This window comes from Pseudacidovorax sp. 1753 (assembly GCF_040544975.1).
GTDB lineage: Bacteria > Pseudomonadota > Gammaproteobacteria > Burkholderiales > Burkholderiaceae_C > Xenophilus.
Genome location: NZ_JBEPKY010000010.1, coordinates 68,184 through 94,555, shown reverse-complemented (window position 1 = coordinate 94,555; position 26,372 = coordinate 68,184). Strand labels below are relative to the sequence as shown.

Genomic DNA, 26,372 nt, shown 5'->3' with positions numbered 1-26,372 from the left:
GGCGCAGACAGCGCCGTTCAAGCAGCTCCGCACGGCTCAGATGCCGCGTGCGAAAGCCATCAGGTGGTCGTGCATGGCCTGCGAGGCGGCGGACGGCGTTCGCTGCCGGAGCATGGCCAGTCGCACATGTCGTTGCACCACAGGCGCCTCCAGCGCCACGGCACGCAGGCCCAGGCCCTCGTTGTAGCGAACGGAATAGGCGGGCAACACCGACACGCCCATCCGGCTGGCCACCATCGACAGCGCCGTGGAGACATGGCTGACCTCCTGCGCCGGCAGCATCTCGGCGCCCATCGCCTGGAAGACCTGGTCCGTGATCGCGCGCAGACCGCTGCCCTTGCGCAGGGCAATGACGGGTTCGGCCAACAACTCCGCCCAGCCCACTTCCGAGCGGCCGGCCAAGGGATGCGCGGCGTCGCAGACCAGCACCATGCGGTCGCTCAGCAGCACGGTCGAGCTCAGCTCCGCGGGTTCGCTCTCCAACGTGGCGACCATGAGGTCGATGTCGCCCTCGTACAGCGCCGGCATCAGGGCGGCCACGGGATCGTCCAGCACCCGCACGGTGATCTCGGGATGGTCCTGCCGGAAGGCCTGGATGGCCGCGGGAATGAAGGTCGAGGCCAGCAGCGGCGTGGTGCCGATGCGCACGCGGCCGCGGCGGATGGCGGTGACGTCCTGCAGATCGGTGGTGATGCGGTCGAGGTCGCCGAGCAGCTGCTCCAGCGACTGGCGCAGCTCACGGCCGGCGTCGGTGAGTTCCAGCCGCCGCGTGGTGCGATCGAACACGCGCAGGTCGAGCTCCGCCTCGAGGTTGCGCACCAGCGATGACAGGGCGGACTGCGTGATGAACATCTGCTCGGCCGCGCGCGTGAAGCTGCCGGCCTGCGCCACCGCCACAAAGGCGCGCATCTGCTTCAGAGAAATGTTCCGGTTTTCCTTTTTCATGACGAGGACAGCATGAATCTCAAGTACGGGCTCCCCATCAACATGGATCGCTGGCTGGCGGACAACGCCGCCAGCCTCGTGCCCCCGGTGGGCAACAAGCAGATCTGGGCCGACGCCGATCTGGTCTGCACCGTGGTCGGCGGACCGAACCAGCGTTCGGACTTCCACGACGATCCTTTGGAGGAATATTTTCACCAGTTCCGCGGCACGGCGCACCTGCTGATCTGCGACCGCGGCCGCTATGAACGCATCACCTTGAACGAGGGCGACGCATTCCTGCTGCCGCCGCACGTGCGGCATTCCCCGCAGCGGCCCCAGCCGGGCAGCCTGTGCACGGTGGTGGAGCGCGCGCGCCCCGCCGGAGAGGTGGACGGCTTCGAATGGCACTGTGCGGCCTGCGGCCAGTTGGTGGTGCGCAAGGAGGTGCAGCTGCAGAGCATCGTCACCGACCTGCCCCAGGTGTTCTCCGCCTTCTACGACACCGCCGAGACGGAGCGGACCTGCCCGGGCTGCGGACGGGTGCATCCGGGCCGGGACTGGCGCCGGTGGCACACCGACCTCACGCACTTCCACCCCGAGGCGGCCGTGCCCCAGGGAGTGCCCGCATGAGCATGCAACTGCGCAGCGAACGCCCACTGCCGGTGGACATGGCCACGGCCTGGGCCGCCCTCAACGACGACGAGACGCTCAGGCGCTGCATCCCGGGCTGCGAGTCGCTGGCGCGCGAAGGCCAGGACATGCTGGTGGCCACGGTGTGCCTGGCCGTCGGTCCCGTCAAGGCCCGCTTCAGCGGCACCGTCCGCATGGAAGACGTGCGGCCGCCCGAAGGCTACCGCCTCGTATTCGACGGCCAGGGCGGCATGGCCGGCTTCGGCAAGGGAACGGCGGTGGTCCAGCTCACGACGCTGCCCGACGGCGGCACCCTGCTGACCTACGACGCCGTCGCCCAGGTCGGCGGAAAGATCGCGCAGATCGGCGCGCGGCTGGTGAACGCGGCGGCCCAGAAGATCGCCGCCGAATTCTTCACCCGCTTCGAGCGCGAGTTGGCGACGCGCCTACCGCTCTGAGTCTCTTCACCCGGCCCTGAAAGAGGTCCGCTCGCTTTCCTCAGTCCCACCCACGGAGAATTCCCATGAAACCTCATCGTTCCCGTTGCGCGCTCGTCCTGCAACTGCTCGTCGCCGGCGCGGCCACCCTGTTAGCCGGCATCGCGGCACAGGCCCAGGCCCAGGCCGCCTATCCGGACAAGCCGATTCGGCTCGTCATTCCCTTTCCCGCCGGCGGCGCGGTCGACACTTTCGCGCGCATCATCGGCCCCGAACTGGGGCATCAGTTGGGCCAGCCCATCGTCATCCTCAACAAGCCCGGCGGCGGCTCGCAGATTGCCGCGAACGATTTGCTCGCGCAACCCGCGGACGGCTACACCGTGTTTGTGGCCCAGGGTGGTGATTTCACGGTCAACCCGGTGCTTTACAGGAACCTCAGCTACAACCCGGCCCGCGACTTCGAGAGCGTTGCCATCATGGTCAAGGCTCCCTCGGTGATGCTCGGCAACGTGGCAGGCAAGATCAGGAACGTCGAGACACTCAAGCAGGCGATGGCCCCCGGAAGCAGCGTGTTGTACGGCTCCTACGGGCCTGGCACGGCGCCGCATCTGCTGGGCCATATGCTGTCCAAGAAGGCTCCGGGCGCGAATTTCACGCATGTTCCCTACAAGGGATTCCCGCCCGCGATGCAAGCGCTGATGACGAACGAGATCGACCTCCTGTTCGATGGGATTCCCGGGACGCTCAACATGATGCGCACCGGCAAGATCGTGCCGATCGCCGTGGCCGACACGCAGCGCAACCCAAACATCCCCGACGTACCGACGACGGCGGAGATCGGCTTGCCCCAGATCGTCAACGAGTTCTGGATTGCAGCCGCCGTGAAGAAGGGCACCCCCCGTGCGATCGTCAGCCGGCTGCACGACGCCTTCGAGAAGGCGGTGGCCAGCCCTGAAAACGCCAAGAAGTTCACCGAGATTGGCTACACGAGGGTGTCGATGACGCCCGAGCGCCTGGATGCCTACATCCAGTCGGAGACGGCCAAGATCCGTCCGGTGATCGTGGATACCGGGGTCGTGGTCGACTGACGCCCCACCGCCCCCTCGTGAGGCCGAAGCCGTCCACGGGACCAATGCGAGTAGTCCGTTAACCAATGCCGTTCGGGCTGCGCTTGTCGAAGCCCGGGAAGGTGTGAACGAACCCGCCATGCCTCTCACTCGTGGTGCGAAAGCCCGCCCACTCCGCGTTGCGACTGCTCGCCATGGCCCGAGCCATGGCTGCGCTTTGCGCGTGGATTGGCCGCGTTTTCGCAGCCCGCCCGGCCCCACGCCAGATTAATTCACTCCATCTGGGTGCAAGCCCTTCGACAAGCTCGGGGCGAACGGTTTAACCGGCTGGCATGGCTCCCCAAGGACGATTTGTCATTCGGGCCCGGGATGCGCCTCGAACAGGCAGGTGAAGGGATGGGCACGCGCGACGCAAGCGCAGGCGGTCTCGCGCGCATCCACGGGACCCGACCACAAGGTGCCGGCGACGGCCGCAAGCATGCCGGCGATGGCATGGCAGGCGGGCCCGTCATGGTGCTGCGTCATGCGCGCGAAGGGACTGTTCACCACCTGCAGCTGCAGCGCGCCGGGCGCTGACGTCCAGGTCCAGCAGCCCCAGCCCAGCGACGCGGCGCCTTGCCCCACGCTCTCGAGCAGCGCCTGAGTGCCGAACTCGCGTTCATAGGCACGCACGCTGTCGGCGCCCTGCTGCTGGACGGAACGCGCGAGCGCTTCGAGCGCCTGGCTGCGGGCGGGGGACGGCAGCGCGTCGAAGGCGCCCATCAGCACGTCCGCGCGCATCAGCACATAGCGGCGGTCGGCATCTTTGACCTCGCCTTCTGCCGTGTGGAAACGCAGGCGCTCGTGGAGTGCGGGCATCGGGTCGTCTCCGTCAGGGAAAGAGCTGGATGATCTCGTGCGCGGCACCCGCGTTCAGCAGGTCGACGCGCTTCTGCACGATTCGCAGCCCAGCCGGCGTGGCGCGCAGCCGGTGGCGCCAGGTGCCCGTCAGGCTGATCTGCCGCGCACCCGCGATCTCGGTGTACAGGAAAGACGTGTGCACGACAGGCTCGCCGTCCGCGGCCTGCTTCACCTCAGGTGCCTGGATCACGTGGAAGCTGCGCACGCCGGGCTCCAGCGAATGGGCGACCGGGCTCTTCAGCCGGCGGATGCGGGTGGCGAGCAGGTAACGGTCTTCGTCGGCCAGGCTGGCCAGTAGTGGCGAGTCGGCCTGCTGCGCGCCGGCCAGCGGCACCCAGTAGCGGCCGTCCTCGTCGAAGAGCGCGAGCCAGGCGTCGAAGTCGCCGGCATTGAGCAATTGCGCCTCTTCGACGACGAAGCGCGCCAAGGTCTCGGGCGCAGCCATGTCGCCGCGCAGGGTCGATTCGATCACCATCATTCGGCCTCCATTGTGTTCATGAAGCGGCTCCAGGCACGGTGCTGGTTGCGCATCAGCAGTTCGCTGGTGCCCTTGCAATGCTGGGTGCCGGTGGCCTCGAGCTCCGCGGGATCAAAGCTGCGGTGCAGGCTGACCCACGGGTTGGCGTCGGCCTGCAAGCCCTGCTGCACGGCTTCGAACAGGTGCACGTCGTCGTGCGCCAGGATGGACATGGGCGAGAAGACCAGCCGGTTGTAGCTGAGCGCGCGCTGGAGCAGCAGGTCGGGCGCGTCTTCAGCGCGGAAGCTCCAGGCCTCCACCAGGGTGCGGTCGACGGCCAGCGGCCGGATGACGCGCATCGCGAGCGGCGCGCCCTTGATGGCGATGCTGGGATACAGCACAACGTTCTGGGGCGAGCGCCCCAGGATCTCGCGCGTGCGCTCCGGGCCGTGGGCCGCGTTCAATGCCTCTTCGTAGCCTGCCGGCTGGGCATAGGCGGAATGCGAGCTGACGCTCACACCCATGGCGCTGTGGCCGTTGGGATAAACCTCGGCGTCCATGCCTTCGAAGAAGTCATAGCCGGACGCAAAGGGCAGGAGCTGCTCGACGGCCATGGGCAACGCCGCCTGGCCGGGCGGACGGCTTTCCTCCCACTGCGCCTTGGCCGACTTGCCGGCGGATTCGTGCGCGGACACCGGATGCACCGAGTCGTTGATGTTCTCGAGGTACATCTTCCAGTTGCAACGCATCACGTTGCGGATCACCCCGCCGGCGACCTGGAGCCGCCCTGTCGGCGAGCGGTCGGCCATGTTGTCGAGCCACACCAGCGACGCGCCGAAATAGTCATCGAAGCCCACGCCTTGCGCGTCGAGCCTGACGAAGACGAAGCCGCGGTAGTTGCGGACGGCGCCCACGCGCGTGAGCCCCCGGCCGGCCTCGCAGTCCGTGAGCGCCTGCAAGTCGTAGTCCCGGCGCAGCGGAATGCCCAACGGAGAACCGTCCAGCTTGTAGGTCCAGGCGTGGTACGGACAGCGCAGCATGCGCCCCGCCTCACCCGCCTCGTCGGTATACAGCTTGGTGCCCTTGTGTGCGCAGCGGTTGTAGAAGACCCCGACGCTGCCGTCCCCCTCGCGCAGGACCAGCAGGGGTCGGCCGGCGAGGTCGAGCGTCACGTACGAGCCGGGCTTCGCCAGTTGGCTGTCGTGCGCGACGAAGTTCCAGGTCGCACCAAAGAAACGTCGCTGCTCCGCGTCGAAGACATCGCGGTCAACGTAGGCGGAGCGGTGCACGCTGTCGGGCCGGACCCAGTCTCCGGCCGCAGTCGAAACGATGGACTTCATGGAAGCATCCAAGGATAAGAAAAATCGGTATTTCAGTATACCGATTATCCTTTATTGTGCAAAGCATGCGTGGTCCGCCCGGCTTAAGACGGTGCACCTACCTCCTCGCCGTCAACTTCGCCGAAGAGTGCGACGGCCCACTCGGCAAACGCACGCATCGCTGGAGAGACGAAGTCGTGATGCGGATACAGAAGGGACACGGGCATCGGCGCCGGACGCCGATCGGCCAGCACCTCGACCAGCTCTCCCGCGGCAAGATGACCGGCGACCAGCACCCTTGGCAGCTGGATCAGGCCATGCCCCTGGAGGCCCAGCTTGATGTAGAGCCCGGTCTCGTTGACCGCCACCGTACCGGGCACAACGACGGCGATGCCGGCGCCCTTCTCGACGAACTGCAGTGCGCCCGCGCGCCGCGTGGTGCTGGAGAAGTAGTGGACGGCGCGGTGCGTCTTCAACTGCTCCAGCGTCGTAGGGACACCCTGTTCGGCCAGGTAGGACGGCGCTGCGCAGGTGGCCCAGCGCAAGAGCCCCAGGCGACGGGCCACCAACGCCGAGTCGTCGAGGTGCCCGGCGCGGAAGACGCAGTCGACCCCCTCCTGGATCAGATCCACCTGGCGATCATTCACGCCGATCATCAGGTGCACATCCGGATAGCGTTGCTGAAACCTCCCCAGTTGAGGCAGAACCAGCGCATGCGCGATGCCGCTCGGCATGTCCACCCGCAGCCGCCCGCGCGGACGCTCGGCAGGGCGCAGGCCCGCTTCCACATCTTCGATCAACGCGAGGATTTCCCGGCAGCACTGGACGTAGCGCTCGCCCTCGGGCGTCAGGCCGAGCCTGCGGGTGGAGCGGTTGAGCAGCCGCGCCTGCAGATGCCTTTCCAGCCTCTTGACGATGTCGGTCACCGACGAGGCTGGCAGCCCCAGGTTCTCGGACGCGCGAACGAAGCTGCCGCTCTCGACCACGCGGAGGAATACCTGCATTGCTTGTAAGCGATCCATGCCTTTGTCCTGAACTGCGGCCCAGCCGGCGGCCGCGCGCTCGTCATTGTTCGGATTCACCGAAGGATGAAACCGGCCCTCCCCGCTGTTTCCGCGACATCCCGTTCGCTAGAGTGCGAAGACATCACAGGCACAGGAGCAATCCACATATGTCCACCACAAACGGTCAACAGCTGGCACCGCTGAGTGCTCAAAAAATCCAGGAAGATGCTAACGCCACGTCCAGAAACATCCTGGTCCTGGGTGCCGGCGAGCTGGGCCTGCCGGTGCTGCGCCATGTGGCTCGCCGCGCCAGGGATGAGGAAGGCGCACAGGTCAGCGTGCTGCTACGCGCCAGCGCCATCGCGTCGACCGAGCCCGCCAAGCGCAACGTCATCGCCGAGATCCAAAGCCTGGGGATAGCGATCGTCGAAGGCGACCTCGTCAGAAGTTCCATCGACGACCTTGCGGCGGTGTTCGCCCGCTACGACACCGTCATTGGCTGCGCGGGCTACGCCGCCGGTACCGACACGCCCATGAAGCTCGCGCGGGCCGCCCTGCAGGCGCGGATCCCGCGTTATTTCCCCTGGCAGTTCGGCGTCGACTTCGACGTGATCGGCCGCGGCAGTCCGCAGGACATCTTCGACGCCCAACTGGACGTGCGCGAGTTGCTGCGCAGCCAGCAGCACACCGAGTGGGTCGTCATCTCGACCGGCATGTTCATGAGCTACCTGTTCGAGCCGGAGTTTGGCGTGGTGGACCTGCGCAACGATGTCGTACACGCGCTCGGGACGCTTGATACCGCCGTCACGCTCACAACGCCCGCCGACATCGGCGCGCTCACCGCCGAGATCGTGTTCGCACGGCCGCGCATCCGCAACGAGATCGTGTATCTTGCCGGCGACACGGTGACCTATGGCGAGGTGGCCGACAAGCTGCAGGCCGCCCTTGGTCGCCCCTTCCGCCGTTTGACGTGGAGCGAACAGGACCTGCTGGCCGAATTGGCGCACGAGCCGCACGACATGATGCGCAAGTACCGGGCGGTCTTCGCGCAGGGGCGGGGTATGGCATGGGACAAGCGCGGGACGTTCAACCACCAGCGCGGGATTGCCGTCACGGATGTGGCCGCTTGGATCGATGCCAATCTGGTTCGAGGCGCAGGGGGACGGAAGCAGGACTGATCTTCGCCCGGCCGTCTGTCGACGACGTCGTCGCGCATGTGTCAATGCCGCGGCGCTCCTACGGACGCCGGTGCTGCCTCAAAAACCCCGGCGGACAAGGAATACTTCAGGCCGCCTGAACGGCCGGAGGACGCGAAGATCGTGTGGGATCGCCGCCATCCCTCACCATCCATACTCCCGGCAGCCGCTCCTATTGATGAAGTTCTGCATTGGGTCCCGGTTGTATCCGCCACATGACGCCGCAGATGGGTCTGGCAGGGCAATCCCGGACGGGGTGAAGACATGGCCGTCAAACGGCTTCAGAAGGGCAGCTGCGGCATTACATGCCCACCTTCTGCTGTTCGAAGCCCCGAGGATTGCTGAAGGGCCTGCCGCGCTTGAGGCAAGACGATTGCACATGCGCGCCGGTCTTCGGGACGGTGTCCCACCTTCACGCGTATCTCGGTTGCTTCCCACCCATTGGACCCTGTTCAACCTGAAGGTCCGTCGGCAGGCCATCGACCTGGCACCACTAGCCTCCGTGCCTCCCGCGGCGACTCACGTAGCCTGCGTAGTGGACGAAGAAGTTGAAGCTTTCAGGATTTTGCATGCTGTCGGGGCTGGCCACCTTACTCGGCAATGCACCCAGCAGCAGCTTGCGTACTGGAACCTCCATCTTCTTGCCGGTCAGCGCGCGCGGGATTGCGGACACCTCGACCACGTCGTCGAGAACGTGGCGTGCCGAGGCATGGGTGCGGATGGTTGCACGGATGCGAGCCTTCAACGCATCGTTCAATTCGAAGCCTGGCTGCAGCACTACGAACAGAAGCATGAACGACGGCCGGCCAAGGTACTCGAGGTCGACGACCATGGCGTCCCGGACTTCCGGCAGGGCTTCCACCACCCGATAAATCTCCGATGTGCTCATGCGGATTCCGAATCGATTGATGGTGCTGTCAGAGCGGCCGTAGATGACGCAGGAACCGGTCTCGGAGAAGCGGATCCAGTCGCCATGACGCCAGACCCCAGGATAGGTGTCGAAATAGCTCTCGCGGTACCGCCGCTGATCGTCGTCATTCCAGAAGTAAAGCGGCTTCGACGGCATGGGCTGCGTGATGCCCAGCTCACCGACGCTGCCGACGACGGACCGGCCAGCCCCGTCGTAGGCATAGGCGGTCAGCCCCAGTTCGGGGCATTGGATCTCGCCAGCATGCACCGGAAGCGTGGGGGGCACAGGCCACGAAGCCGGAGGCGATGTCCGTGCCGCCGCTGATGGAGGCCAGCCACACATCGGCTTTCACGGCGTCCTACACCCATCGGTAGGCGTCCACTGGCAGCGGCGAGCCAGTCACGTTGATGGCGCGAAGCTTGTCGAGCCGCGCAAAGTCTCGCGGACGCAGGCCGTCCTTCATGCAGTTGACGAGGTATGCTGCACCGCCGCCAAACAAGGTGACACACTGCGCGTCCAACAGGTGCCACAGCGCCTGTTCGTCAGGCCACGCCGGATTGCCGTCGTACAGCACGATGCTGGCGCCAGTCAGCAAGGCCCCGACCTGCAAGTTCCAGACGATCCAGCCGGTACTGCCCAGGAACAGGAGCCGATCGTCGGCGCGAAGGTCCTGCTGTAGCGACATGGTCTTCAAGTGCGTGAGCACGATGCCGCCATGGCCGTGCACCATGGCCTTCGGCAAGCCCGTGGTGCCCGATGAGTAGACGATCCAAAGCGGATGGTCGAAAGGCAGGCGCTCGTAGCTCGGCTCGGCCGTGTCGCGGATCGCGTCGTCCCAGCTCACCTGGTTGCGCCAGGAGTTCGCGTGCTGGGCGGCGCGCGGCCCCGGGACGTGCACCACGCGCTCTACGCTCGGCAGGCTGGCCAGCAGCTCGGTCACTTGCTCGAAACGGTCATGAACCTTCCCGTTGTAGCGGTAGCTGTCGGTCGCAAGCAGAAGACGCGGCTCGATCTGGCGCAGGCGGTCAAGCACCACCGTCGGTCCCATGTCCGGCGCGCAGCTCGACCAGACGGCGCCGATGCTGGCGCAGTCGAGAAAGGCCGTGACGGTTTGCGGCCAGTTGGGGAGGTAGGCGGCGCCCCGGTCACCCGGACAAATACCCCAGCGGCGCAGGCTGGCGGCAAGAGCGGCGCTGTCGCGCGCCAGCTGACGCCAGGAGATCTCTACCAGTGGCATGTCCTCCTGGCGCGAGATGATGGCCGTTCGGTCAAGGCCGGCGTGGCGAAACACGTTCTCGGCGTAATTCAGGCGGACGTGGGGGAACCAGGTTGCACCGAGCATGTTGCGCGTGGCCAATACGGGTTCGCGGTCACCCTCGCCGATCACGTCGAAATAGTCCCATATGGACAACCAGAATGGATCCAGGTTGTCCACCGACCACTGTCAAAGATCCTGGTAAGGCCGAGCGGTACACCGTGACGGGCCGCCATCCACCGCTGGTAGTCGTGCAGGCGGCTGGCGCTGACCTGTGCCGTCGAGGGAGACCATAGAAGCTGGCCGTGGCCGTCTGGAAGGGAGTCAGCTTGCATGAGGACAGGTGTTGGGAGATGCAAAGACCCGGGCCGGATCATTCGCGGATGTCCAGCCACGTCGAGCAAGACTGGCTAGCGGTGCGAGCCGTTGAGGTGATGGATCACATTCTTCAGCAGTACGTCGAAGGCCGGGTCATGCCCCACGACCCATGCTGCGCCGACGGCGCCGGCGTGGAAGACCCGTCCACCCTGCGGGCGATGCCAGTCGATCATCTCCGCCGACAGCCCCCCGTCCAGCGGCTCGGTCGGGCGGGAGAACCAGTCGAGGTACGTGTCCAGGGCTCCTGGCACGCGACGGCGGCCCTGTGCGATGACCTGCAGGCCGCTCGGGGCCTCTGGCAGGTCTTCCCCGGCGGGGGCAGGGCCGCGTGTCCTCCGTCGCAGGCTCGCCACCGTCAGGTCCCATTCGTGACCGATGGCGCGCGGCAGGCCGCCGTCTGGCGCGTGCCCAAAGGTGTCGCCTGCGGCCAGCCCGACCGATTGCGGATGCTGGAAGAAGGGGTGCTGCGCCGCCGCCACGTGGTATACGCCGAAGTCGCCTGCGTCGGCAAAGCCCCAGCCGGCCGTCTCCAGCCCGATGATGCTGGCAGCCGAACGACCCACCGCGCGCAGTTGCCCGCCGCGCATCCAGTCCTGGCTGTGGAATTCCTCGCCGAAAGGACCGGCAGGCGGGCGTTGCGCGGCCTGGGCCGGATCGGCGCCGCGGTCCTCGGTCTTGCGCTGCTCCATCACTGCCATGTCCTCATCAAAGCTCACGCGCAGGTACATGGTGTTGCCCGACAGCACGATCGCGCTACCGCCGCGCCGCAGCAGGGCGTCAAAGGCATCGACAACCGGCGTAGACCAGTACTCGCTGTGGCCGTTGACCAGCACGGTGCCGTAGCGCGCCAGCAGCCCCGGGTCGCGGTGCACGTCCAAATCGGCCAGCAGGTCGAAGTCGTAGCCCTCTTTCTCCAGCCAGACGTGCAGGCGGCGCTCCAGCCGCGTCCATTGCGCGAAGCCACTGCCGGCCGGGTCGTACAGGGCCGCCGGGCTGGCGTGAGGCCAGGGCATGCGCAGGCCGGTGAAGTAGCTGGGCTGGCCGGCGCGATGGAAGGTGTAGCTGCAGAAAGCCGGCGCCTCGGGATGGCTGTTGGGCAGACCGACGGAGCGGCGCGGCCAGACCGGGTCCTGCACTGTGTTGCGTGCGAAGGGCGTGGCGGCATAGGCCAGCCAGCTGCTCATGGCGCACAGCACCAGAAGCGGCGCGGGTGGCGCGTCAGCGGCGCGCCGGACCAGGAAGGTGACGTCGTAGACCGCCTCGCACCCGTCCAGCTCGAAGCGCAGGCGCGCGACGTGGAGGCCCGGCCTTGCGTCCGCCGGCAGCGTCACGTGGTGCGTGGCTGCCCAGCGGCAGTCATAAAGGTCGTCGGCCGCCAGCCGTAGGCCCTGGCATTGCCCGGCGGTGGCAAAGGGATCGCCGTCGGCCGCCGCCGTGGCCTCGTCGAAGCCAGGGCCGCGGATCATCCACGTGCCATGGTTGACGATGCGGCCGTCGCGCTGGTGACCGCTGATGTCGGCGACGACCCCACCCCGTCCCTCCCGCAGCGGCCAACAGGCGCGCAGGGCAGGATGGGCGGGCAGGTTCCGGCCGCGCTGGGCCACGCGCCGGGCCAGCGCTTCGGCCGGCAGCGCGCATTCGTGGATGGCCGGCAGTGCGAGGTCGACGTCGGCAAAGGCCTCGGCCGCGCCTTCCTCGCCGCAGGCGCCGAGCCGAAGTGGCGCAGCGCCCGGCCGAAGCGGCCCCGGCCAAGCCTGCTGGCCTACGCACACGCCGTCGATCCACAGTGCCGACACTTGGCCATCCCACGTTGCGGCCACGTGCTGCCAAGTACGCGCAGCGAGCCGTCCGGCCGTCCAGCAGTGGGCGGGCGAGCCGCCGGCATCGGCCAGCGCCAGGCCCAGCGCGCCGTCGGCCTCGATGAAGAGGCCGAAGCCGCCCGCCGCCAAGCTGTCGCATTGCGTGATCAGCGCCTGGCGCGGGCCGTCGACGCGCCAGGGCATCACCCAGCATTCCAGCGTGAGGCCCGGCAGGGCGATGCCGGCGGGCAGGCCACGGGGCACGTGAACGTAGGAGCCTGGATGTATCTGCTGCACGTTCAGCTGCACCTCGCCCAGGTCGACCACCAGTCGGTCGCTGGCTCGGTCCTCCGGATCGTCGCCCAAGCGAAAGATGCCCAGCCGACAGGGCCGATCCACGCTCAGGTGCAGGGCGATGGCCTCGCCTGCATGGACGGTCTTGGCGTCCGTGTAGCCATGGACGCCCGGCAGGGCCAGCGCGCGGTGGGGCGGGATGGCCGCCTTCATTCAGTGGAGAAACCAGAGGCCTTGATGACCGGACCCCAGCGCTTCAGGTCCTCCGCAATTAACCGCGTCAGTGCCTCAGGCGTGCTAGGGTTGGCATCGCTGCTCAGCTTGGCCAGCCGCTCCTTCACGTCGGCCTGCGCCAGCGCCTTGCCGAGCGCAGCATGCAACTGCGCCACGGTAGCCGCCGGCGTGGCAGCCGGCACGAACAGGCCGGTCCATTCGAGGTTGTCGAAATGCGGCTGGCCCAGTTCCTTGAGCGTAGGCACGTCCGGCAGTTGAGCGGCGCGCTGGGCGCCGTTGACAGCAAGCACCCGGATCTTGCCGGCCTGCTGGTACTGCACCAGGTCGGCGATGGGCGTGATGCCCGCCGCCACTTGGTTGCCCAGCAGGTCCTGCACCAGCGGCGCGGCACCGCGGTAGGGTACGGCGGTAAGCGCCACGCCGGCCTCGCTGCCCAGACGGAAGCCGATGAACTGCGAGACGCTGCCTGGCGCCGGCACGCCGTAGCTACCACGGGCCGGGTCAGTGCGGGCCAGCGTCAGCCATTCGCGCACATCCCTGGCCGGCAGAGCCGCGGGCACGGCCAGGCCTTCGTAGAAGGTGGCGATGCGGCCGACGGCGGCGAAGTCTTTCACGGGGTCGTAGCGCACCGAGCGCGCGGTAAGGGGCTGCATCACCATCATGTGCATGTTGGCCAGCAGCACCGTCAGGCCGTCGGGCGCGGTGCCGCGGACGTAGTCAGCGGCGATCTGGCCGCCGGCCCCGGTGCGGTTCTCTACGACCACGGCCACACCGAGGTCGGCCGCCAGCTTGTCGGCGAGCGTGCGTGCCTGCACGTCGGCCGAGCCGCCCGCCGGATAGCCGACGACGAGGCGCAGCGGGCCCTTGCCCATGGGCACCTGGGCCGGTGCGGCGCAGGCGAATGCCAGGCCGGCGCAAGCCAGGCTGAGGCGGAGGAAGGTGGGCAGAGTCATGGCTTCTTTCGACAGGTCGGGGGGAAAGGGGGGTAATTCACCGTTCGTCTCGAGATCGGTTGTTCAGCGCACGGTGTCGAGATCGGATGCAGACTCAGGTCAGGCCGCGCCGCGCCACCTCGTCCGCCAGGTCGTCGAGGGCGCGGCCCAGGCGGTCCGCAAGTTCGTCGAGCTCGGCCTCAGTGATCGTGAGGGGCGGCGTGATCATCTGGAAGTCGCCGAAGGCGCCCAGGTTGGCGCGGCGGTTGTAGAGCGCGATGCCATGGCGCAGCCCGTGCTCGGTGAGCCGCGCGGGCGCATTGAACTCGGCGGGCAACGAGAGGCGCGTGGCCTTGTCCGCCACGAGTTCTATGGCGCTGAAGAGGCCGAGGCCGCGCACGTCGCCCACCAGAGGCGACCGTGCAGCGATAGTCTCCAGCCGTCGACGCAGGCCCACGCCACGCTCGCGGGCCTGGGTGACCAGGTCCAGCCGCTCGACCTCGTCCATCACCGCATTGGCGATGGCGCAGGACATCGGATTGGTGAAGTAGGTGTGGCCGTGCACGAAGCCGCCCGCGCCCGCCACGGTGTCGACGATGCGCGCCGGCGCCAGCAGGCAGCCCAGGGGCGTGTAGCCGGCGGCCAGGCCCTTGGCCAGCGTCACCAGGTCCGGCCGGGCGCCCGGCCAGTGGTGGGCGGCGAGGAATTCGCCGGTGCGGGCAGCGCCGCTCATGATCTCGTCGTAGATCAGCAGCACGCCGTGGCGATCACAGATCTGCCGCACGCGCTGGAAGTAGGCCGCCGGCGAGACCACGGCACCGGTGGACAGGCCGCCAATGGGCTCCAGGATGAAGGCCAGCACGCTCTCCGGCCCTTCCTGCTCGATGGTGCGCTCCAGCGCGTCGGCGCAGGCCATGGCGTAGGTCTCCGCCGTGTGGCCGTCGGGCACGCGGTAGCTCAGAGGCGCGGGCACCTTGGGCATGGGTCGGACCATGGGGCCGTAGATCGACTGCGTGTGGGCGTCGCCGGTCACGGCCAGGGCGCCCAGGGTGGAGCCGTGGTAGCTCGGGTCGCGCGAAATCACCTTCCAGCGCCCTGCCTGGCCCGTGACGACGGCGTACTGCCGCGCGAGCTTGAGGGCCGATTCGTTGGCGTCCGACCCGCCGGAGACGAAGAAGGCGCGGTCGAAGCCCTCACCCGCCAGGGCGCACAGCCGGTCGGCCAGGGCGATGTTGTGCTCGCTCTCGAAGAAGCGCGGATAGGCGAAGCTGACGCGCTCGGCCTGCGCCTGCATGGCGGCGATCACGTGGCGGTTGCCGTGGCCGATGTTGGCGACAACGGCACCAGCCGTGGCATCGAGGTAGCGGCGACCGGCCGCATCCCAGAGCCAGACGCCCTCGCCGCGGCCAACCCGCGGCGGCCGTGCCGCGCCGGCCGGGCTGTAGAAGCTGAGCACTGAGCCGCCGCGCGGGGTGTCGCCGATCAGGCGCGCAGGCGCCGAGGCCGAGGTAAGTGGGGGGCGGTGAAGTTCGGGGACGGCGGGAGTCATGGGGTCGAACGATAGGTTGGTCCCGACATTTACAGTAGACGCATGGAACGATGAAGTCTTATACGTAACCCGCATGAAGCTAATCCACGACCGCCTTGATCTGCTCGACACCTTCGTGCGCGTAGCCGAAGCCGGCTCGCTCAGCAAAGCGGCCCGGTCAATGGGCATTACGCAGCCCACTGTGAGCCGTCGGTTGCTGGAACTGGAACGTATGCTGGGCTGCAAGCTCGCCCTGCGCACAACCGCAAGCTTCTCGCTCACCGACGAAGGCCGGCGCCTGGTGGCGGAAGCCCGCGCGCTAGCTGACGGCTGGGCGGGACTGGCCGAGCGCATCTCGGGCGCACGCAGTCGCCCGGAAGGCACGCTGCGCGTGGTGGGACCCTCGGGCTACGGCACGGGATTCCTCACCGATGCCGTAACTGACCTGCGCGCCGCTTGGCCGCTGTTGCGCGTCGAACTGACGCTGACCGATCGGCTGGTGGATCTGGCCGGATCAGGCGCGGATTGCTGGGTGTGCGTGGGCGAGGTGCGCGATCCCGGCCTGGTCAGCCGCACCCTGGGCGCGATGGAGCGCATGCTTGTTGCCAGCCCGGCGCTGCTCGCACGCACCGGGGCGGTCACACTCGCTCGGTTGCCCGACCTGCCCTGTGTGGGGCTGGTACCACATGTGACGGGCACACTACGGCTGCTGGATAAGGCTGGTCGCTCTCGCATGGTGTCTATCGATACGCCGCTGCGCACAGACAGCCTTCTCTCAAGCTACCGCGCTATCCTCAACGGCGCTGGCATCGGGGCTGCGGCACCCTGGATGTGCCAAGGCGACATTGATGCGGGGCGCGTGGCACGAGTGCTGCCGCGTTGGTGGCTCGAGCCGGTGCGGATCCATGTGGCCATGCCTCCTAGCCTCTACCGCCCCGCGCGTGTGACGGCCTTCGTAGAAGCGCTGCGTCATCGCATGCAGCGGCTGCCGGGCTTCACGCCGGCGAATTGAGGGCGGCAAGCGAAACGCGATGAGCGTCCAGTCTGCCCACCTGATTCCTGTGAAAAGCAAAGGATGCTCTTCTCCACCTAATTTTTGGTTGGAGAAATGGACACTCCCATAGCCCTCAGGGACGGTCGGCGTCGCCGGCGGCTCCACAGCGCCGAGTTCAAAGCGCATATTGTGGCGGCCTGCTGCCAGCCTGGCGTGTCGTCGGCTTCTGCGGCGATGGCGAATGGCATTAATGCCAGCCCTGTGCGTCGATGGGTAAAGGACGCCTAGGTCGGTGCGGAGATTCAGCGCAGCAGGGCAGCGAGCGAGTCCCGCAGAGCGAGCCCGGCAACCACGTCAACGACCACGCCGCCACAGACGCCGAGGTTTTTGCCGTTGCCGATTCCAACACCGGCGTCATCCGCCCGCAACTGCTGTGTGGCCACACCTCGTTGTAGTCCGCGCGCCAACGTGCGATCTCTGTGCGCGCCTGCGCCAGGCTCTGGAACCAGTGCTCGTTCGAGGTAAGCGTCCGGCGATCCCCCGCTTATTTGGTAGGACAGAATCCGGTGGCAGATGAGCAATGTCAACGAGCAATTCAACAGGGAGCGCGTGAGGCTTTTGGAGGCCTGCGAGCGGGTCGCTTTAGCCGTTCGTTCCAGCGACCCGGCGAGTGGCGGCCAACTGAGTGCGGTTGCGGCTGCACTTCGTGACTCGAGCGACTGGGAGTTGCAGGCTCGTGCCGCTGCGAGCCTGCGAGGCTTGTTCCATCGTGATGGTCTCGATGATCGGCCACCGCCCGCTGGCGCATCTACTTGGGACGAAGGCCTGAAGACACTTTGGGGCCTGTCGACGATCTATGTCGAGACCCGGTATGCAGCGTTAGCCGAGAAGCGCCGCCAAGGATCAGCCTGAGGTCATTCCCCAGTCGACCGTCAGATCGTGCGAATGATGCCGGCCTCGCCCAGGCACTGCCATGGCAGGCCCAGCACCAGTGCGTCGAGCTGCACGCGCGTCAGGCTCAGCGTGCTCGCGCCATCCAGTGGCCAAACGAACTTGCCGGCATTGAGCCGCCTGGCCGCGAGCCACACGTCGATGCCGTCGTGCACGAGGACCTTCATGCGGTTGGCGCGCCGATTGGCAAACAGGTAGGCATGGTGGGGATGCGCGGCACCGAAGATGCCGACCACGCGGGCCAGCGCCGCTTCGGTGCCCAGCCGCATGTCCAGCGGCTGCACGGCCAGCCAGACGGCGTCGACGCGGATCAACCCAGGACCTCGCGCAGCCAGGCGGCGCTGCGCGTGTCCAGCGGTAGCTCGGCCTGCACCGTGGTGCCTCCACGGCGGATCTCCACCGCAACGGTGCTCGGCGTTTGCGTCGAGGCTGGCGGCAAGGTGGGCGGCGTCTGCGGCGGCATGGGTAGCTGCACAAACGCCGGCACCACCGCCACAGTGTCCTTGTGTGCACTGCTCGGCGCGCACCCATCGGCCTCTCGAACCCAACGGCGCAGCATGTTGGCGTTGAGCCCATTGGCCAGAGCCACCGCCGCCGTCGAGACGCCGGGCTGGCGAGCCAGGTCGATGACTCGCGCCTTGAACTCCGCCGAATGCCGGCGCCAGCTACGCCCAGTCGGTGTCGTCGGTTCCTCTGTGCTCAAGTCTGAAGTGCCCATATGTCCACGCATTTCGTCGTGGACACAAGCATCCAAGTCCGGTCACCGGACTTCAAGGTGACTTGGGCGGACGCATACCGTTCGAGCACTCGTGGCGGAACTTGCTGCTGAAGCTCTCGATGTAGGCGTTCTGCGTGGGCTTGCCTGGTTGGTTGAGGATGTGGCGCACGCCCTTTGCCTGCGCCCAGGCCGTGAAGGCCCGGCTGGTGAATTCCGGCCCCTGGTCCGTTCGCACGGCCTGCGGGTACAGGCCCACCACATCGCGCAGCTTCTCCACGAACAGCGGATCGGTTGAGAGCTTGAAGCTCTCGACGCGATGCGGTTTGAGCTGGAAGAGCTGGAGGTAGCGTGCCACAGTGCTCTTGCTGATGCCTGTTTCGCTGGCAAGCCCTCGGGTACTCCAATGCGTCGAGCCATCTGTGGGCTTGGTGTGCAGGGTCTTGTTGATCAACTCCGACACTCGTTCGTCGTCCACCGTTCGAGGCCGTCCCGGACGCAGTTCGTCATACAGACCAGAGATGCGGTCCCGGGCATATCGCGCACGCCACTTGTTGACAGTGTTGCGGTCGATCCCAGCGTCTTGCGACCTCCGTGTTGGCCTTGCCGCGTCCTTCGCAGGCCAAGACGATTCGCGCGCGCAGCGCCAACGCAGCTGGCAGCGACCGCGACCTGGCCATCGAGACGAGCTCCGTACGCTCGCTCTCGGTGAGCTCTATGTTGCTGGTGCGAATGTGGGCGTTGGGCATGAGGCATCTCCGAGGATGCGCTAACCCATGCAGGTTATGTGCCTACGAATTAACGGGACACAACACTAGCCGCGTGTCGAGCTCGGTCGCAACGAGGATCGCGTCCTTGACGCTTTGGTGCACCGGCGCCTCCTTGGTCGCGACGAAGCGGGTGCCCATGTTGATGCCGTCCGCGCCCAGCGCAAGCGCGGCCACCAGGCTGCGGCCGTTAGCCATGCCTCCCGAAGCGACGAAGGGGATCTTCAGCTCCTCGGCTGCGCGCGGCAGTAGGATGAAGTTGGGCACGTCGTCCTCGCCCGGACGGCCGCCGCACTCGAAGCCGTCGACGCTGGCGGCGTGGCAGCCGATCGCCTCGGCCTCGAGTGCGTGGCGCGCGGATGTGCACTTGTGGATCACCTTGATGTCGGCCTTCTTGAGCGCTGGCATGTAGGCCTCCGGGCTGCGCCCAGCCGTCTCAAAGATCCGGACTCCGCCTTCGGCAATGGCCTGGATGTGCTCTGGGTAGGGTGGTGAACTGAGCGTGGGCAGAAACGTGAGGTTTACGCCAAAGGACTGATCGGTCATGTCACGGCAGCGTCGGATCTCGTCTGCGAGCAGCTCTGGCGTATTCTGCGTCAGGCCGGTGATCAGGCCCAGGCCGCCTGCATTGGATACAGCTGCCGCGAAGGGACGCGAAGCCGACGTAGTGCATCCCGCCTTGGATTATGGGATGGCGTATGCCGAAGAGCTCAGTGATACGGGTCTTCATTTCTTCTTTCACCAGGTTTCCATGTAGGGGCGTAGGTCCATCTCGAAGGTCCAGGCGTCACGCGGCTGCGTGTGCAGATACCAGTAGTTCTCCGCAATGTGCTCGGGGTTCAGGATGCCGTCCTGGCCCTTCAATGCGTAACGGTCGGGGAAGCCGGTCCGGATGAACTCGGTGTCAATTGCGCCGTCGATGACAAGGTGTGCCACGTGGATGCCCTGGGGACCAAGTTCACGCGCCATGCTTTGCGCAAGTGCGCGCAGGGCGTGCTTGGCACCAGCGAAGGCAGCGAACTTCGCGGAGCCACGGATGCCCGCGGTGGCGCCGGTGAAGAGCATCGTGCCGCGGCCTCGCGCCACCATCCGATGCGCGACTTCCCGTGCATTCAGGAATGCGCTGTACGTGGCCATCTCCCAGATCTTCATGTACTTGCGCCCGGTCTCTTCAAGGATGCTGCTGGGGACGTTCGCACCGATGTTGAACACAAAGACCTCGATCGGTCCGCGCTCCTTCTCGATCCGGTCGATGAGCGCAACGACATCATCTTCCTTGCGCGCGTCGCTACCGTAGCCAAATGCCTGGCCCCCAGCCGCACGGATGCGTTCGACAGCCGGCCCCAGCTTGTCCGCCGCGCGGCGCGTGAGGCACGCCACATACCCTTCGCGAGCAAACCGCCGGGCGATCGCGCTGCCGGTGGCGTCGCCGGCACCGATGACGAGGGCCACACCACGCTGGCCACCTGATCTGTCCATAAGCACTCCTATATTTAACGCTCGTTTATTCAACCAGAAGATATTTGTTAAACGATCGTTTGTCAAACGAGCGATGCTTGGCTATCACCGTTGACAGCCCTTCTCTGATGCATTACGTTTCGTTTATTAAACGTTCGTTCATTGAAAGAGACGCATGCGCAAAACTCTTGACTTTTTCTTTGATGTCGGCAGCCCCGCGTCATACCTGGCTTGGACGCAGTTGCCGGTGATCTGCGAGGAGCATGGAGCAGACATCGTGTACCGGCCGATGTTGCTTGGCGGCGTGTACCAGGCTACCGGCAACGCTTCTCCCGCAACGATTCCCGCGAAAGGGCGCTACACGCACATGGATTACGAACGCCATGCCCGTCGCTACGGTGTTCCGTTCAGAACAAACCCGCACTTTCCGATCATCACCCTGTTTCTCATGCGTGCGGTGACCGGCGTTCAACTTCGCCAGCCCTTGCGGCTGCAGCCACTGCTCGCATGTGTCTTCAAGGCGCTATGGATCAATGCTCTGGACCTGAATCAGGCCCGGCTCACCGCAGAGATCCTCACCGATGGCGGCTTCAACCCAGACGAGATCCAGCGAATCTCACAAGAGCCGGACACCAAGGCGGCGCTGAAGGCGACCACCGAGGAAGCCGTTCAACGCGGCGTCTTCGGGGCTCCGACGCTGTTTGTGGGCGACGAGATGTTCTTCGGCCAGGACCGTATGGACTTCGTTCGCGAAGCCCTGGCCCGAGCTTAAGAGCGGCTAACACAAGCATGTCATCGTCAAACACCTGATCGGCGTTTGACGCTGCATGGGTCGAAACAAGAACAAAGAGATCGGCGCCGCGCTGTTCAAGAAGATCGCGCCGCTGTTGCCGGCAGTAGTCGCCTCGGCCAGGGGCGGTCGCCCGCGAGTGAGCGACGAGATGGCCCTCAACAGCATCCTGTTCGTGCTACGCACCGGCATCCCATGGGAGGAGTTGCCCCAGGAACTGGGCTTCGGCAGCGGCATGACTTGCTGGCGGCGTCTGCGTGACTGGCAAGCCGCAGGCCTGTGGGATCGCCTGCATCTGTTGTTGCTCGATGAGTTGCGCGGCGCCGGCAAGCTGGACTTCAGCCGAGCCAGCATGGATGCGGCCAGCGTGGCCAGCCCCCCCGGGGGGCCAATACACCGGCCCCAACCCGACGGACAGGGGCAAGCTCGGCAGCAAGCGCCACATCATCACGGACCGCCAGGGCATCTCGTTGATCTTCTGCGTCACGGCGCAAATCGGCATGACTCGATGGTGTTCGAGGGACTGGTCGAGGCCTTGCCAGCGGTGCGCGGCTGTCGCGGTCGACCCCGGCGCTGGCCGCACAAGTTGCATGCCGACAAAGGCTATGACTTTGCGCGTTGCCGCGCTCATTTGCGCAAGCTCGGCATTGCGACGCGTATTGCCCGGCGTGGCATCGAGCGCAATGACCGGCTCGGGCATCATCGCTGGGTGGTAGAGCGCACGCACGCTTGGTTGGCTGCCTTCGGCAAGCTGCGTACTCGCTTCGAGCGCCGCATCGACATTCATGTCTCGCTGCTTTCTCTGGCTTGCTGCGTCATCTGCATTCGCCATCTCGCACCGTTTTGTTAGCCGCGCTTAGTTCTGTGCCACCTCTGTGGTCCAGCCGAAGGGGTTCACTCCAACCTACAAAGTCGGCCCTGCTAAACCTCGCCACTCCGCATGAACACTGGATTGCCAGCGCTTTGCGGTGCACCGAATCCCCCAGGAATCGTTGTAGAGACAGCTGATTTCTGAGGGATTTGCATGGCCGAGCGCAGCGACACGCCCGACTTCTTTCGCCCACGCCCGGCCGAGATGATCGACCTTCGCCATCCGCTGGCGGTGCTGGCCAGCCGCCTGCCCTGGGCGCAGATCGAAGCGGCCCTGGCGCCTTACTTCGAACGTCGCGCACGCGCCGGCCGACTGCTCGAACAAGACGATCTCTTCGGCCCCTCGCTGCAGCTCGCCGGCGCCGGTGTCGCCGCCGCAGGGCGCCCGCGCCTTCCCATCCGCCTCATGGCCAGCTTGCTGTACTTGAAGCACGCCTACAAGCTCAGCGACGAGGAACTGGTCGAGCGCTGGGCCGAGAACGTCGTGTGGCAGCACTTCAGCGGCATGACCTACTACGAGCCGCGCCTGCCCTGCGATGCCACGCAGGTCGGGCGCTTTCGCGCCGCCATTGGCGAGGCCGGCGTGGAGGAACTGCTCAAGGCCACCATCGACACGGCCGTTTCCTCCAAGGCGATCAAGCCGGCCGAGTTCGAGCGGGTGATCGTGGACACCACGGTGCAGGAGAAGGCCATTGCCCACCCGGTGGATTCACGCCTGCTGGAGATCGCGCGCCACAAGGTGGTGGCTGCCGCCAGGCGTGCGGGCATCACCCTGAAGCAGACCTTCGTCAAAGAAGCCAGGACGCTGCGGCGCAAAGCTGGCGGCTACGCCCACGCCAAGCAATTCAAACGCCTGCGCAAGGTGCTCAAGCGCCAGCGCACGGTCCTGGGCATCGTGCTGCGCGAGGTGCAGCGCAAGACCGGGCAGGTCAGCAGCGAAATGGCTGCAGCCGCCCTGTCGGATCTGCAAACGCTGGTGCAGCGCGCCGAGCGTATCCGCCGCCAACGCCCGAAGGACAAGGACAAGCTTTATGCCCTGCACGCGCCCGAGGTGGAGTGCATCGGGAAAGGAAAAGCCCGCCAGCCCTACGAGTTCGGCGTGAAGGTCAGCGTGGCAATCACGCACCAGCAAGGCCTGATGGTGGGTGCGCGCAGCTTCACGGGCAACCCCTACGACGGCCACACGTTGAACGAACAACTGGAGCAGGTGTCGATCCTGACCGAGGACACAGGCGCCAAGCCCCGGCAGGTGGTCGTGGACCTTGGCTTTCGGGGCGTCGATGCGCAAAACCCGGGCGTGCAGATCATTCACCGCGGCAAGTTCAAGAGCCTGACGCATCAGCAGCGGCGCTGGCTCAGGCGGCGTCAGGCGGTGGAGCCGGTCATCGGGCACCTTAAGCACGACAACGGGATGGATCGGTGCTGGCTGAAGGGGCCCGCTGGCGATGCGCTGCACGCGGTGCTGTGCGCGGCGGGCTACAACGTGCGCTGGCTACTGCGGGCCATCGTGCGCCTGGGCCTCGCGGGCCTTGCCGCGCCTGTGTTTGCGCTGCTTGAAATGCTCCTCGCGGCGCTCGCGAACGCCGTGGCAGCCAGAACGACCGGCAAGCCGCAAATGGCGTGGGTGGGCGGATGAATTTTGCAGGGCCGACTACAAAAGTGGCTCAGTTTCCGGTCGGCGCCAACAAATCTTGATCCCCGGACGCGGAGAAGTTGATTCAACGTCATCCACTGCGAAGATATCTAATGAGAGTCCCGGCCTGCATCAAGCGTGAATAACTCGCGCTTCGCAGCAGCTAACAACGCATCCGAATCGTTTGTGTCAAGTACACGCGAAAGCGTCAATGCTCCGACCAAAGCACCGATGATGAAAAGGGCTGTCCCGCGGTCGTCGCCATTCAGACTGTCCAGAATCTCGTCCGCGAACGCCTGGATGTGACTCGACATCGCCTGTCGAATGGTTTCGTCGGAGCGCGCCACATCGCCGGCGAGTGCAGCGACCGCGCAACCATCGGCAGGATGGTCTCTATGCCGACGGCTCAGATAGCGACGCAGAATCGTCTCGAACGCCGCATGCGATTGCGGATGCTCGGCGTGGAAACTCTCGGCCCCTTCACTCATGGCCCTTTCAAGGGCGACCGCCAGCAATTCGGAGCGGGAAGAAAAATGCCCGTAGAACCCTCCGTGGGTGAGTCCGACTGCCGACATGAGCTTTCCCACGCTCACTGACTGCAAGCCATTCTTCCGAATCTGCTTTGCTGCACGATCCACGATACGTTCACGGTTCTGTGCTTTTTCTGTCTGCGAGTGACCCATGTGAACCAGGGAAAGGGCTATTGACTTTCTAAATTATGGCCATCATCATCCAGGATGACAAGCATCATGCTCATGGGCGATTGCGACGCTGATTGAGTCTGCGTTGCCGAGGTCTGTGCGAGCAGGGAAGCAGTCGAGATCGAGGCTGTCCAGGGCAGGCGCATCGCTTCATGAGTCAGGGGTGTTGCAGCCTCAAAGGTGCCTGGACGCAGTGAAATTTCTCTGGGAGTGTGCTGTGGATCTGATCGACTACGAAGTCCCCTTCAAAGGAATCGTGGAGCAGTCCATTGCCGGCATCTACATCCTTCAGCGCGGGCGGTTCCAGTACGTCAATGAGACGTTTGCTTTCATGTGCGGTCTTCACCGAGATCAGCTCATGGGAGCGCGGCTGCGTGATGTGGCCAATCCTGAGCAGGTCACCGACCTCATGGCGCAGTACGCGCGTCTCATTCAGGGCGGCGCGCAGGGAGAGCGCTTCGTGATACGGCGCACCCTGCGGCATCGTCCTGGAAGCTTCGAGATCTACGGCACCCGAGTGATCCTGATGGGCAGGCCGGCGATCGTGGGCGTGAGCATAGACATCACGGAGCAGGAGAGGCAGCGGAAGGATCTCATGGCCGCGAGCGCGAGGCTGCAGGAGCTGGTGTCGAACGCGAACATGGTGCGGGAGAAGGAGCGCAACCGCGTCGCGCGCGAACTGCACGATGTCGTCGGGGGCATGCTGACGGCAATCAAGTTCGATCTTTCCCGTGTCTCCTGGGCCGTGGAAGGACTGACATCGGGCTCGACGGAGGAGGTGGTTGGGCGAACAAGATCGCCTGCGCCAACGCCGTTGAAAGACACCGTCAACGAACTGATTCAGTTGACCCAGGAGACGGTCGAGGCCGTGCGAGCAGTCTCCGAAGGCCTTCGCCCCGGGGCACTGGATCATCTCGGTCTGTGCGAAACGCTCAGCCAGAGCCTGAGCCGCTTTGAGCGCCGGTACGGGATCAAGGCCAGGATGCACACGCAAGGTGAGAGCTGCGCTCTGTCCGAGGCAACGGAACTCAGCATCTACAGAGTTTTCCAGGAAGCCTTGACCAATGTCGCCCGACATTCCAGGGCCACGGAAGTCGAAGTCGATCTCTCCTTCGTCGATGACTTTCTGTCAGTCCAGATCCAGGACAACGGCACTGGATTCGCAAACGACGACATGTCGCATGCCGGTCACTTGGGTCTTCTGGGCATGCAGGAAAGGGCGAGGGAACTGGGCGGTCGCGCGGAGTTCACGACGAGCCCGAAATCTGGTGCTCGAGTTCGCATCACCATTCCCCTCACTCGGGCGATCGACGCGCCGAAAAGCCGAAGAGACAAGCAATGATTCGCCTCCTTCTGATCGACGATCACACGATATTCCGCGAGGGTCTCAAGAGGCTGCTGTCCGAGCATGGGCAGTTTGCCGTTGGAGCAGAGGCAAGCGATGGCCTCCAGGCACTGCGCTACATGCGGGAGAGTGAGTTCGACGTGGCGCTGCTGGACGTCAACATGCCGGGGCGCAGCGGGTTGGAAATGCTTCCATCCTTTCGAGCTGCACGGCCGGCACTTCCCATCGTGGTTCTCAGCATGTATCCGGCAGAGCAATACGCCCTCCGGGCGTTCCAGGCGGGCGCCTCGGGATACGTCACCAAAGACATGGACGCCCGTGAGTTGATCGAGTCCATTCGCAAGGTGGCTCGGGGGGAGAAGTACATGACGCCGGCGGTCATGGAGCAGCTTCTGATCGGCCCGATCCGGAGCGACACATCGGTGGCACACAAACAGCTTTCGCCTCGAGAGTACGAGATCATGCTGCTCCTGGTACAGGGCATCAGACTGACGGAGATCGGCCGGCAGATGTTCCTGAGCGTGAAGACCATTGGAACTTATCGCACTCGAATTCTGAGCAAATTGGGCATCGGTAGCAATGCCGAGTTGACGCGCTATGCCTTGCAACATCACTTGATCGACTGACGTGCTTCGCGCGAGTCGGAGTGAATCCCTTCGGCTGCCGACTCGGGGCCGGTGCACACGGTGCAGGGCACCGCTGGTGAAGAACGTCCCTAGCAGGCTGCTGAAATACTCCCCGCGGCGAATGAGCCCCCTCCTCTGCAAGTGCTGCTTTTCACATGGCGAGCTGCGGGGCGATATTTCGAGTCGTTTGGGCTGACTGCTGAAGCACCTGGCGCTTCTTTTCGCGCCTCACACCGCTGCGGGCGGATTTGCCCCAGC

24 protein-coding genes and 4 pseudogenes are annotated in these 26,372 nt (G+C 65.7%); 12 read left to right on the top strand and 16 right to left on the bottom strand.

Going from position 1 to position 26,372, the window contains the following annotated elements; all coding sequences use genetic code 11:
- Window positions 1-36: 36 nt before the first annotated feature.
- Window positions 37-945, bottom strand: coding sequence for a LysR family transcriptional regulator (locus tag ABIC63_RS14210; protein ID WP_354320210.1), 909 nt, complete (start codon window positions 943-945; stop codon window positions 37-39).
- 12 nt (window positions 946-957) lie between these two features.
- Here ABIC63_RS14210 and ABIC63_RS14205 point away from each other — a divergent pair, with 12 nt between their 5' ends.
- The 3 genes from ABIC63_RS14205 to ABIC63_RS14195 all read left to right on the top strand — a co-directional run bounded on the left by ABIC63_RS14205 (window position 958) and on the right by ABIC63_RS14195 (window position 3,079).
- Window positions 958-1,554: a 3-hydroxyanthranilate 3,4-dioxygenase gene (locus tag ABIC63_RS14205; RefSeq protein ID WP_354320209.1), complete on the top strand. Its 597-nt coding sequence runs from the start codon at window positions 958-960 to the stop codon at window positions 1,552-1,554.
- Window positions 1,551-2,012 carry an SRPBCC family protein gene (locus ABIC63_RS14200; RefSeq protein ID WP_354320208.1) on the top strand — a complete coding sequence of 154 codons (462 nt, stop codon included), beginning with the start codon at window positions 1,551-1,553 and terminating at the stop codon, window positions 2,010-2,012. Before ABIC63_RS14205 ends, ABIC63_RS14200 begins: the two co-directional genes overlap by 4 nt.
- A gap of 65 nt (window positions 2,013-2,077) precedes the next feature.
- The gene (locus ABIC63_RS14195) at window positions 2,078-3,079 is read left to right on the top strand and encodes a Bug family tripartite tricarboxylate transporter substrate binding protein (protein WP_354320207.1); all 1,002 of its coding nucleotides are present in this window, start codon (window positions 2,078-2,080) and stop codon (window positions 3,077-3,079) included.
- Between the two features lie 333 nt (window positions 3,080-3,412).
- Here the strand turns inward: ABIC63_RS14195 and ABIC63_RS14190 are convergent, their stop codons facing one another.
- The 4 genes from ABIC63_RS14190 to ABIC63_RS14175 form a co-directional block, all read right to left on the bottom strand.
- Window positions 3,413-3,916 (bottom strand): V4R domain-containing protein, encoded by a 504-nt coding sequence (locus ABIC63_RS14190; protein ID WP_354320206.1) that lies wholly within the window; start codon window positions 3,914-3,916, stop codon window positions 3,413-3,415.
- Between the two features lie 13 nt (window positions 3,917-3,929).
- A complete protein-coding gene (locus ABIC63_RS14185; protein ID WP_354320205.1) occupies window positions 3,930-4,433 on the bottom strand; it encodes an aromatic-ring-hydroxylating dioxygenase subunit beta in 504 nt (167 codons plus the stop codon).
- Entirely contained in the window at window positions 4,433-5,755 is a 1,323-nt protein-coding gene (locus ABIC63_RS14180) for an aromatic ring-hydroxylating dioxygenase subunit alpha (protein WP_354320204.1), read from the bottom strand. Before ABIC63_RS14180 ends, ABIC63_RS14185 begins: the two co-directional genes overlap by 1 nt.
- Window positions 5,756-5,838: 83 nt before the next feature.
- On the bottom strand, window positions 5,839-6,816 hold the full coding sequence (locus ABIC63_RS14175) for a LysR family transcriptional regulator (protein ID WP_354320203.1): 978 nt from the start codon (window positions 6,814-6,816) through the stop codon (window positions 5,839-5,841).
- An 89-nt stretch (window positions 6,817-6,905) separates the two neighbouring features.
- Here ABIC63_RS14175 and ABIC63_RS14170 point away from each other — a divergent pair, with 89 nt between their 5' ends.
- On the top strand, window positions 6,906-7,916 hold the full coding sequence (locus ABIC63_RS14170; protein WP_354320202.1) for an aromatic alcohol reductase: 1,011 nt from the start codon (window positions 6,906-6,908) through the stop codon (window positions 7,914-7,916).
- Window positions 7,917-8,427: 511 nt separating this feature from the next.
- On the opposite strand, the pseudogene ABIC63_RS14165 reads toward ABIC63_RS14170, so the two are convergent.
- From ABIC63_RS14165 to ABIC63_RS14150, 4 genes and pseudogenes are all read right to left on the bottom strand, one after another.
- Window positions 8,428-10,434 (bottom strand): annotated as a pseudogene (locus ABIC63_RS14165) (acetoacetate--CoA ligase).
- Between the two features lie 75 nt (window positions 10,435-10,509).
- On the bottom strand, window positions 10,510-12,783 hold the full coding sequence (locus ABIC63_RS14160) for a N,N-dimethylformamidase beta subunit family domain-containing protein (protein WP_354320201.1): 2,274 nt from the start codon (window positions 12,781-12,783) through the stop codon (window positions 10,510-10,512).
- Window positions 12,780-13,757, bottom strand: a complete 978-nt coding sequence (locus ABIC63_RS14155) for a tripartite tricarboxylate transporter substrate-binding protein (RefSeq protein WP_354320200.1) — start codon at window positions 13,755-13,757, stop codon at window positions 12,780-12,782. The genes ABIC63_RS14160 and ABIC63_RS14155 overlap by 4 nt, the downstream gene beginning before the upstream one ends.
- 94 nt (window positions 13,758-13,851) lie before the next feature.
- On the bottom strand, window positions 13,852-15,285 hold the full coding sequence (locus ABIC63_RS14150; RefSeq protein WP_354320199.1) for an aminotransferase family protein: 1,434 nt from the start codon (window positions 15,283-15,285) through the stop codon (window positions 13,852-13,854).
- 73 nt (window positions 15,286-15,358) lie between these two features.
- On the opposite strand from ABIC63_RS14150, the gene ABIC63_RS14145 reads away from it, so the two are divergent.
- Window positions 15,359-16,276, top strand: coding sequence for a LysR family transcriptional regulator (locus ABIC63_RS14145; protein ID WP_354320198.1), 918 nt, complete (start codon window positions 15,359-15,361; stop codon window positions 16,274-16,276).
- Window positions 16,277-16,372: 96 nt separating this feature from the next.
- Window positions 16,373-16,546 (top strand): transposase, encoded by a 174-nt coding sequence (locus tag ABIC63_RS14140; protein ID WP_354320197.1) that lies wholly within the window; start codon window positions 16,373-16,375, stop codon window positions 16,544-16,546.
- Window positions 16,547-16,667: 121 nt separating this feature from the next.
- On the opposite strand, the pseudogene ABIC63_RS29925 reads toward ABIC63_RS14140, so the two are convergent.
- Window positions 16,668-16,775, bottom strand: a pseudogene (locus ABIC63_RS29925) (integrase core domain-containing protein); the annotation flags it as partial.
- Window positions 16,776-16,831: 56 nt separating this feature from the next.
- Here ABIC63_RS29925 and ABIC63_RS14130 point away from each other — a divergent pair.
- Entirely contained in the window at window positions 16,832-17,170 is a 339-nt protein-coding gene (locus ABIC63_RS14130) for a hypothetical protein (protein WP_354320196.1), read from the top strand.
- Between the two features lie 20 nt (window positions 17,171-17,190).
- Here ABIC63_RS14130 and tnpB read toward each other — a convergent pair whose 3' ends face one another.
- The 5 genes and pseudogenes from tnpB to ABIC63_RS14105 all read right to left on the bottom strand — a co-directional run bounded on the left by tnpB (window position 17,191) and on the right by ABIC63_RS14105 (window position 20,170).
- Window positions 17,191-17,523, bottom strand: a complete 333-nt coding sequence (gene tnpB / locus ABIC63_RS14125) for an IS66 family insertion sequence element accessory protein TnpB (RefSeq protein ID WP_354320195.1) — start codon at window positions 17,521-17,523, stop codon at window positions 17,191-17,193.
- Window positions 17,520-17,927: an IS66-like element accessory protein TnpA gene (tnpA, locus tag ABIC63_RS14120; RefSeq protein ID WP_354320194.1), complete on the bottom strand. Its 408-nt coding sequence runs from the start codon at window positions 17,925-17,927 to the stop codon at window positions 17,520-17,522. Before tnpA ends, tnpB begins: the two co-directional genes overlap by 4 nt.
- 79 nt (window positions 17,928-18,006) lie before the next feature.
- Window positions 18,007-18,673 (bottom strand): annotated as a pseudogene (locus tag ABIC63_RS14115) (helix-turn-helix domain-containing protein); the annotation flags it as partial.
- Window positions 18,674-18,718: 45 nt separating this feature from the next.
- Window positions 18,719-19,421 (bottom strand): annotated as a pseudogene (locus ABIC63_RS14110) (NAD(P)H-dependent flavin oxidoreductase); the annotation flags it as partial.
- Window positions 19,422-19,429: 8 nt separating this feature from the next.
- The gene (locus tag ABIC63_RS14105; protein WP_354320193.1) at window positions 19,430-20,170 is read right to left on the bottom strand and encodes an SDR family oxidoreductase; all 741 of its coding nucleotides are present in this window, start codon (window positions 20,168-20,170) and stop codon (window positions 19,430-19,432) included.
- A 154-nt stretch (window positions 20,171-20,324) separates the two neighbouring features.
- On the opposite strand from ABIC63_RS14105, the gene ABIC63_RS14100 reads away from it, so the two are divergent.
- From ABIC63_RS14100 to ABIC63_RS14090, 3 genes are all read left to right on the top strand, one after another.
- Window positions 20,325-20,921 carry a 2-hydroxychromene-2-carboxylate isomerase gene (locus ABIC63_RS14100; RefSeq protein WP_354320192.1) on the top strand — a complete coding sequence of 199 codons (597 nt, stop codon included), beginning with the start codon at window positions 20,325-20,327 and terminating at the stop codon, window positions 20,919-20,921.
- Between the two features lie 55 nt (window positions 20,922-20,976).
- Window positions 20,977-21,789: an IS5 family transposase gene (locus ABIC63_RS14095; RefSeq protein WP_354320191.1), complete on the top strand. Its 813-nt coding sequence runs from the start codon at window positions 20,977-20,979 to the stop codon at window positions 21,787-21,789.
- Window positions 21,790-21,963: 174 nt separating this feature from the next.
- Window positions 21,964-23,445, top strand: a complete 1,482-nt coding sequence (locus tag ABIC63_RS14090; protein WP_354320190.1) for an IS5 family transposase — start codon at window positions 21,964-21,966, stop codon at window positions 23,443-23,445.
- A gap of 107 nt (window positions 23,446-23,552) precedes the next feature.
- Here the strand turns inward: ABIC63_RS14090 and ABIC63_RS14085 are convergent, their stop codons facing one another.
- Complete coding sequence (locus tag ABIC63_RS14085; protein WP_354320189.1) at window positions 23,553-24,125, bottom strand: TetR/AcrR family transcriptional regulator; 573 nt, start codon at window positions 24,123-24,125, stop codon at window positions 23,553-23,555.
- 235 nt (window positions 24,126-24,360) lie between these two features.
- Here ABIC63_RS14085 and ABIC63_RS14080 point away from each other — a divergent pair, with 235 nt between their 5' ends.
- Together ABIC63_RS14080 and ABIC63_RS14075 are read left to right on the top strand one after the other, a co-directional pair.
- Complete coding sequence (locus ABIC63_RS14080) at window positions 24,361-25,485, top strand: sensor histidine kinase (protein ID WP_354320188.1); 1,125 nt, start codon at window positions 24,361-24,363, stop codon at window positions 25,483-25,485.
- The gene (locus ABIC63_RS14075; protein ID WP_354320187.1) at window positions 25,482-26,114 is read left to right on the top strand and encodes a response regulator; all 633 of its coding nucleotides are present in this window, start codon (window positions 25,482-25,484) and stop codon (window positions 26,112-26,114) included. The genes ABIC63_RS14080 and ABIC63_RS14075 overlap by 4 nt, the downstream gene beginning before the upstream one ends.
- The last annotated feature ends 258 nt before the right edge of the window (window positions 26,115-26,372 follow it).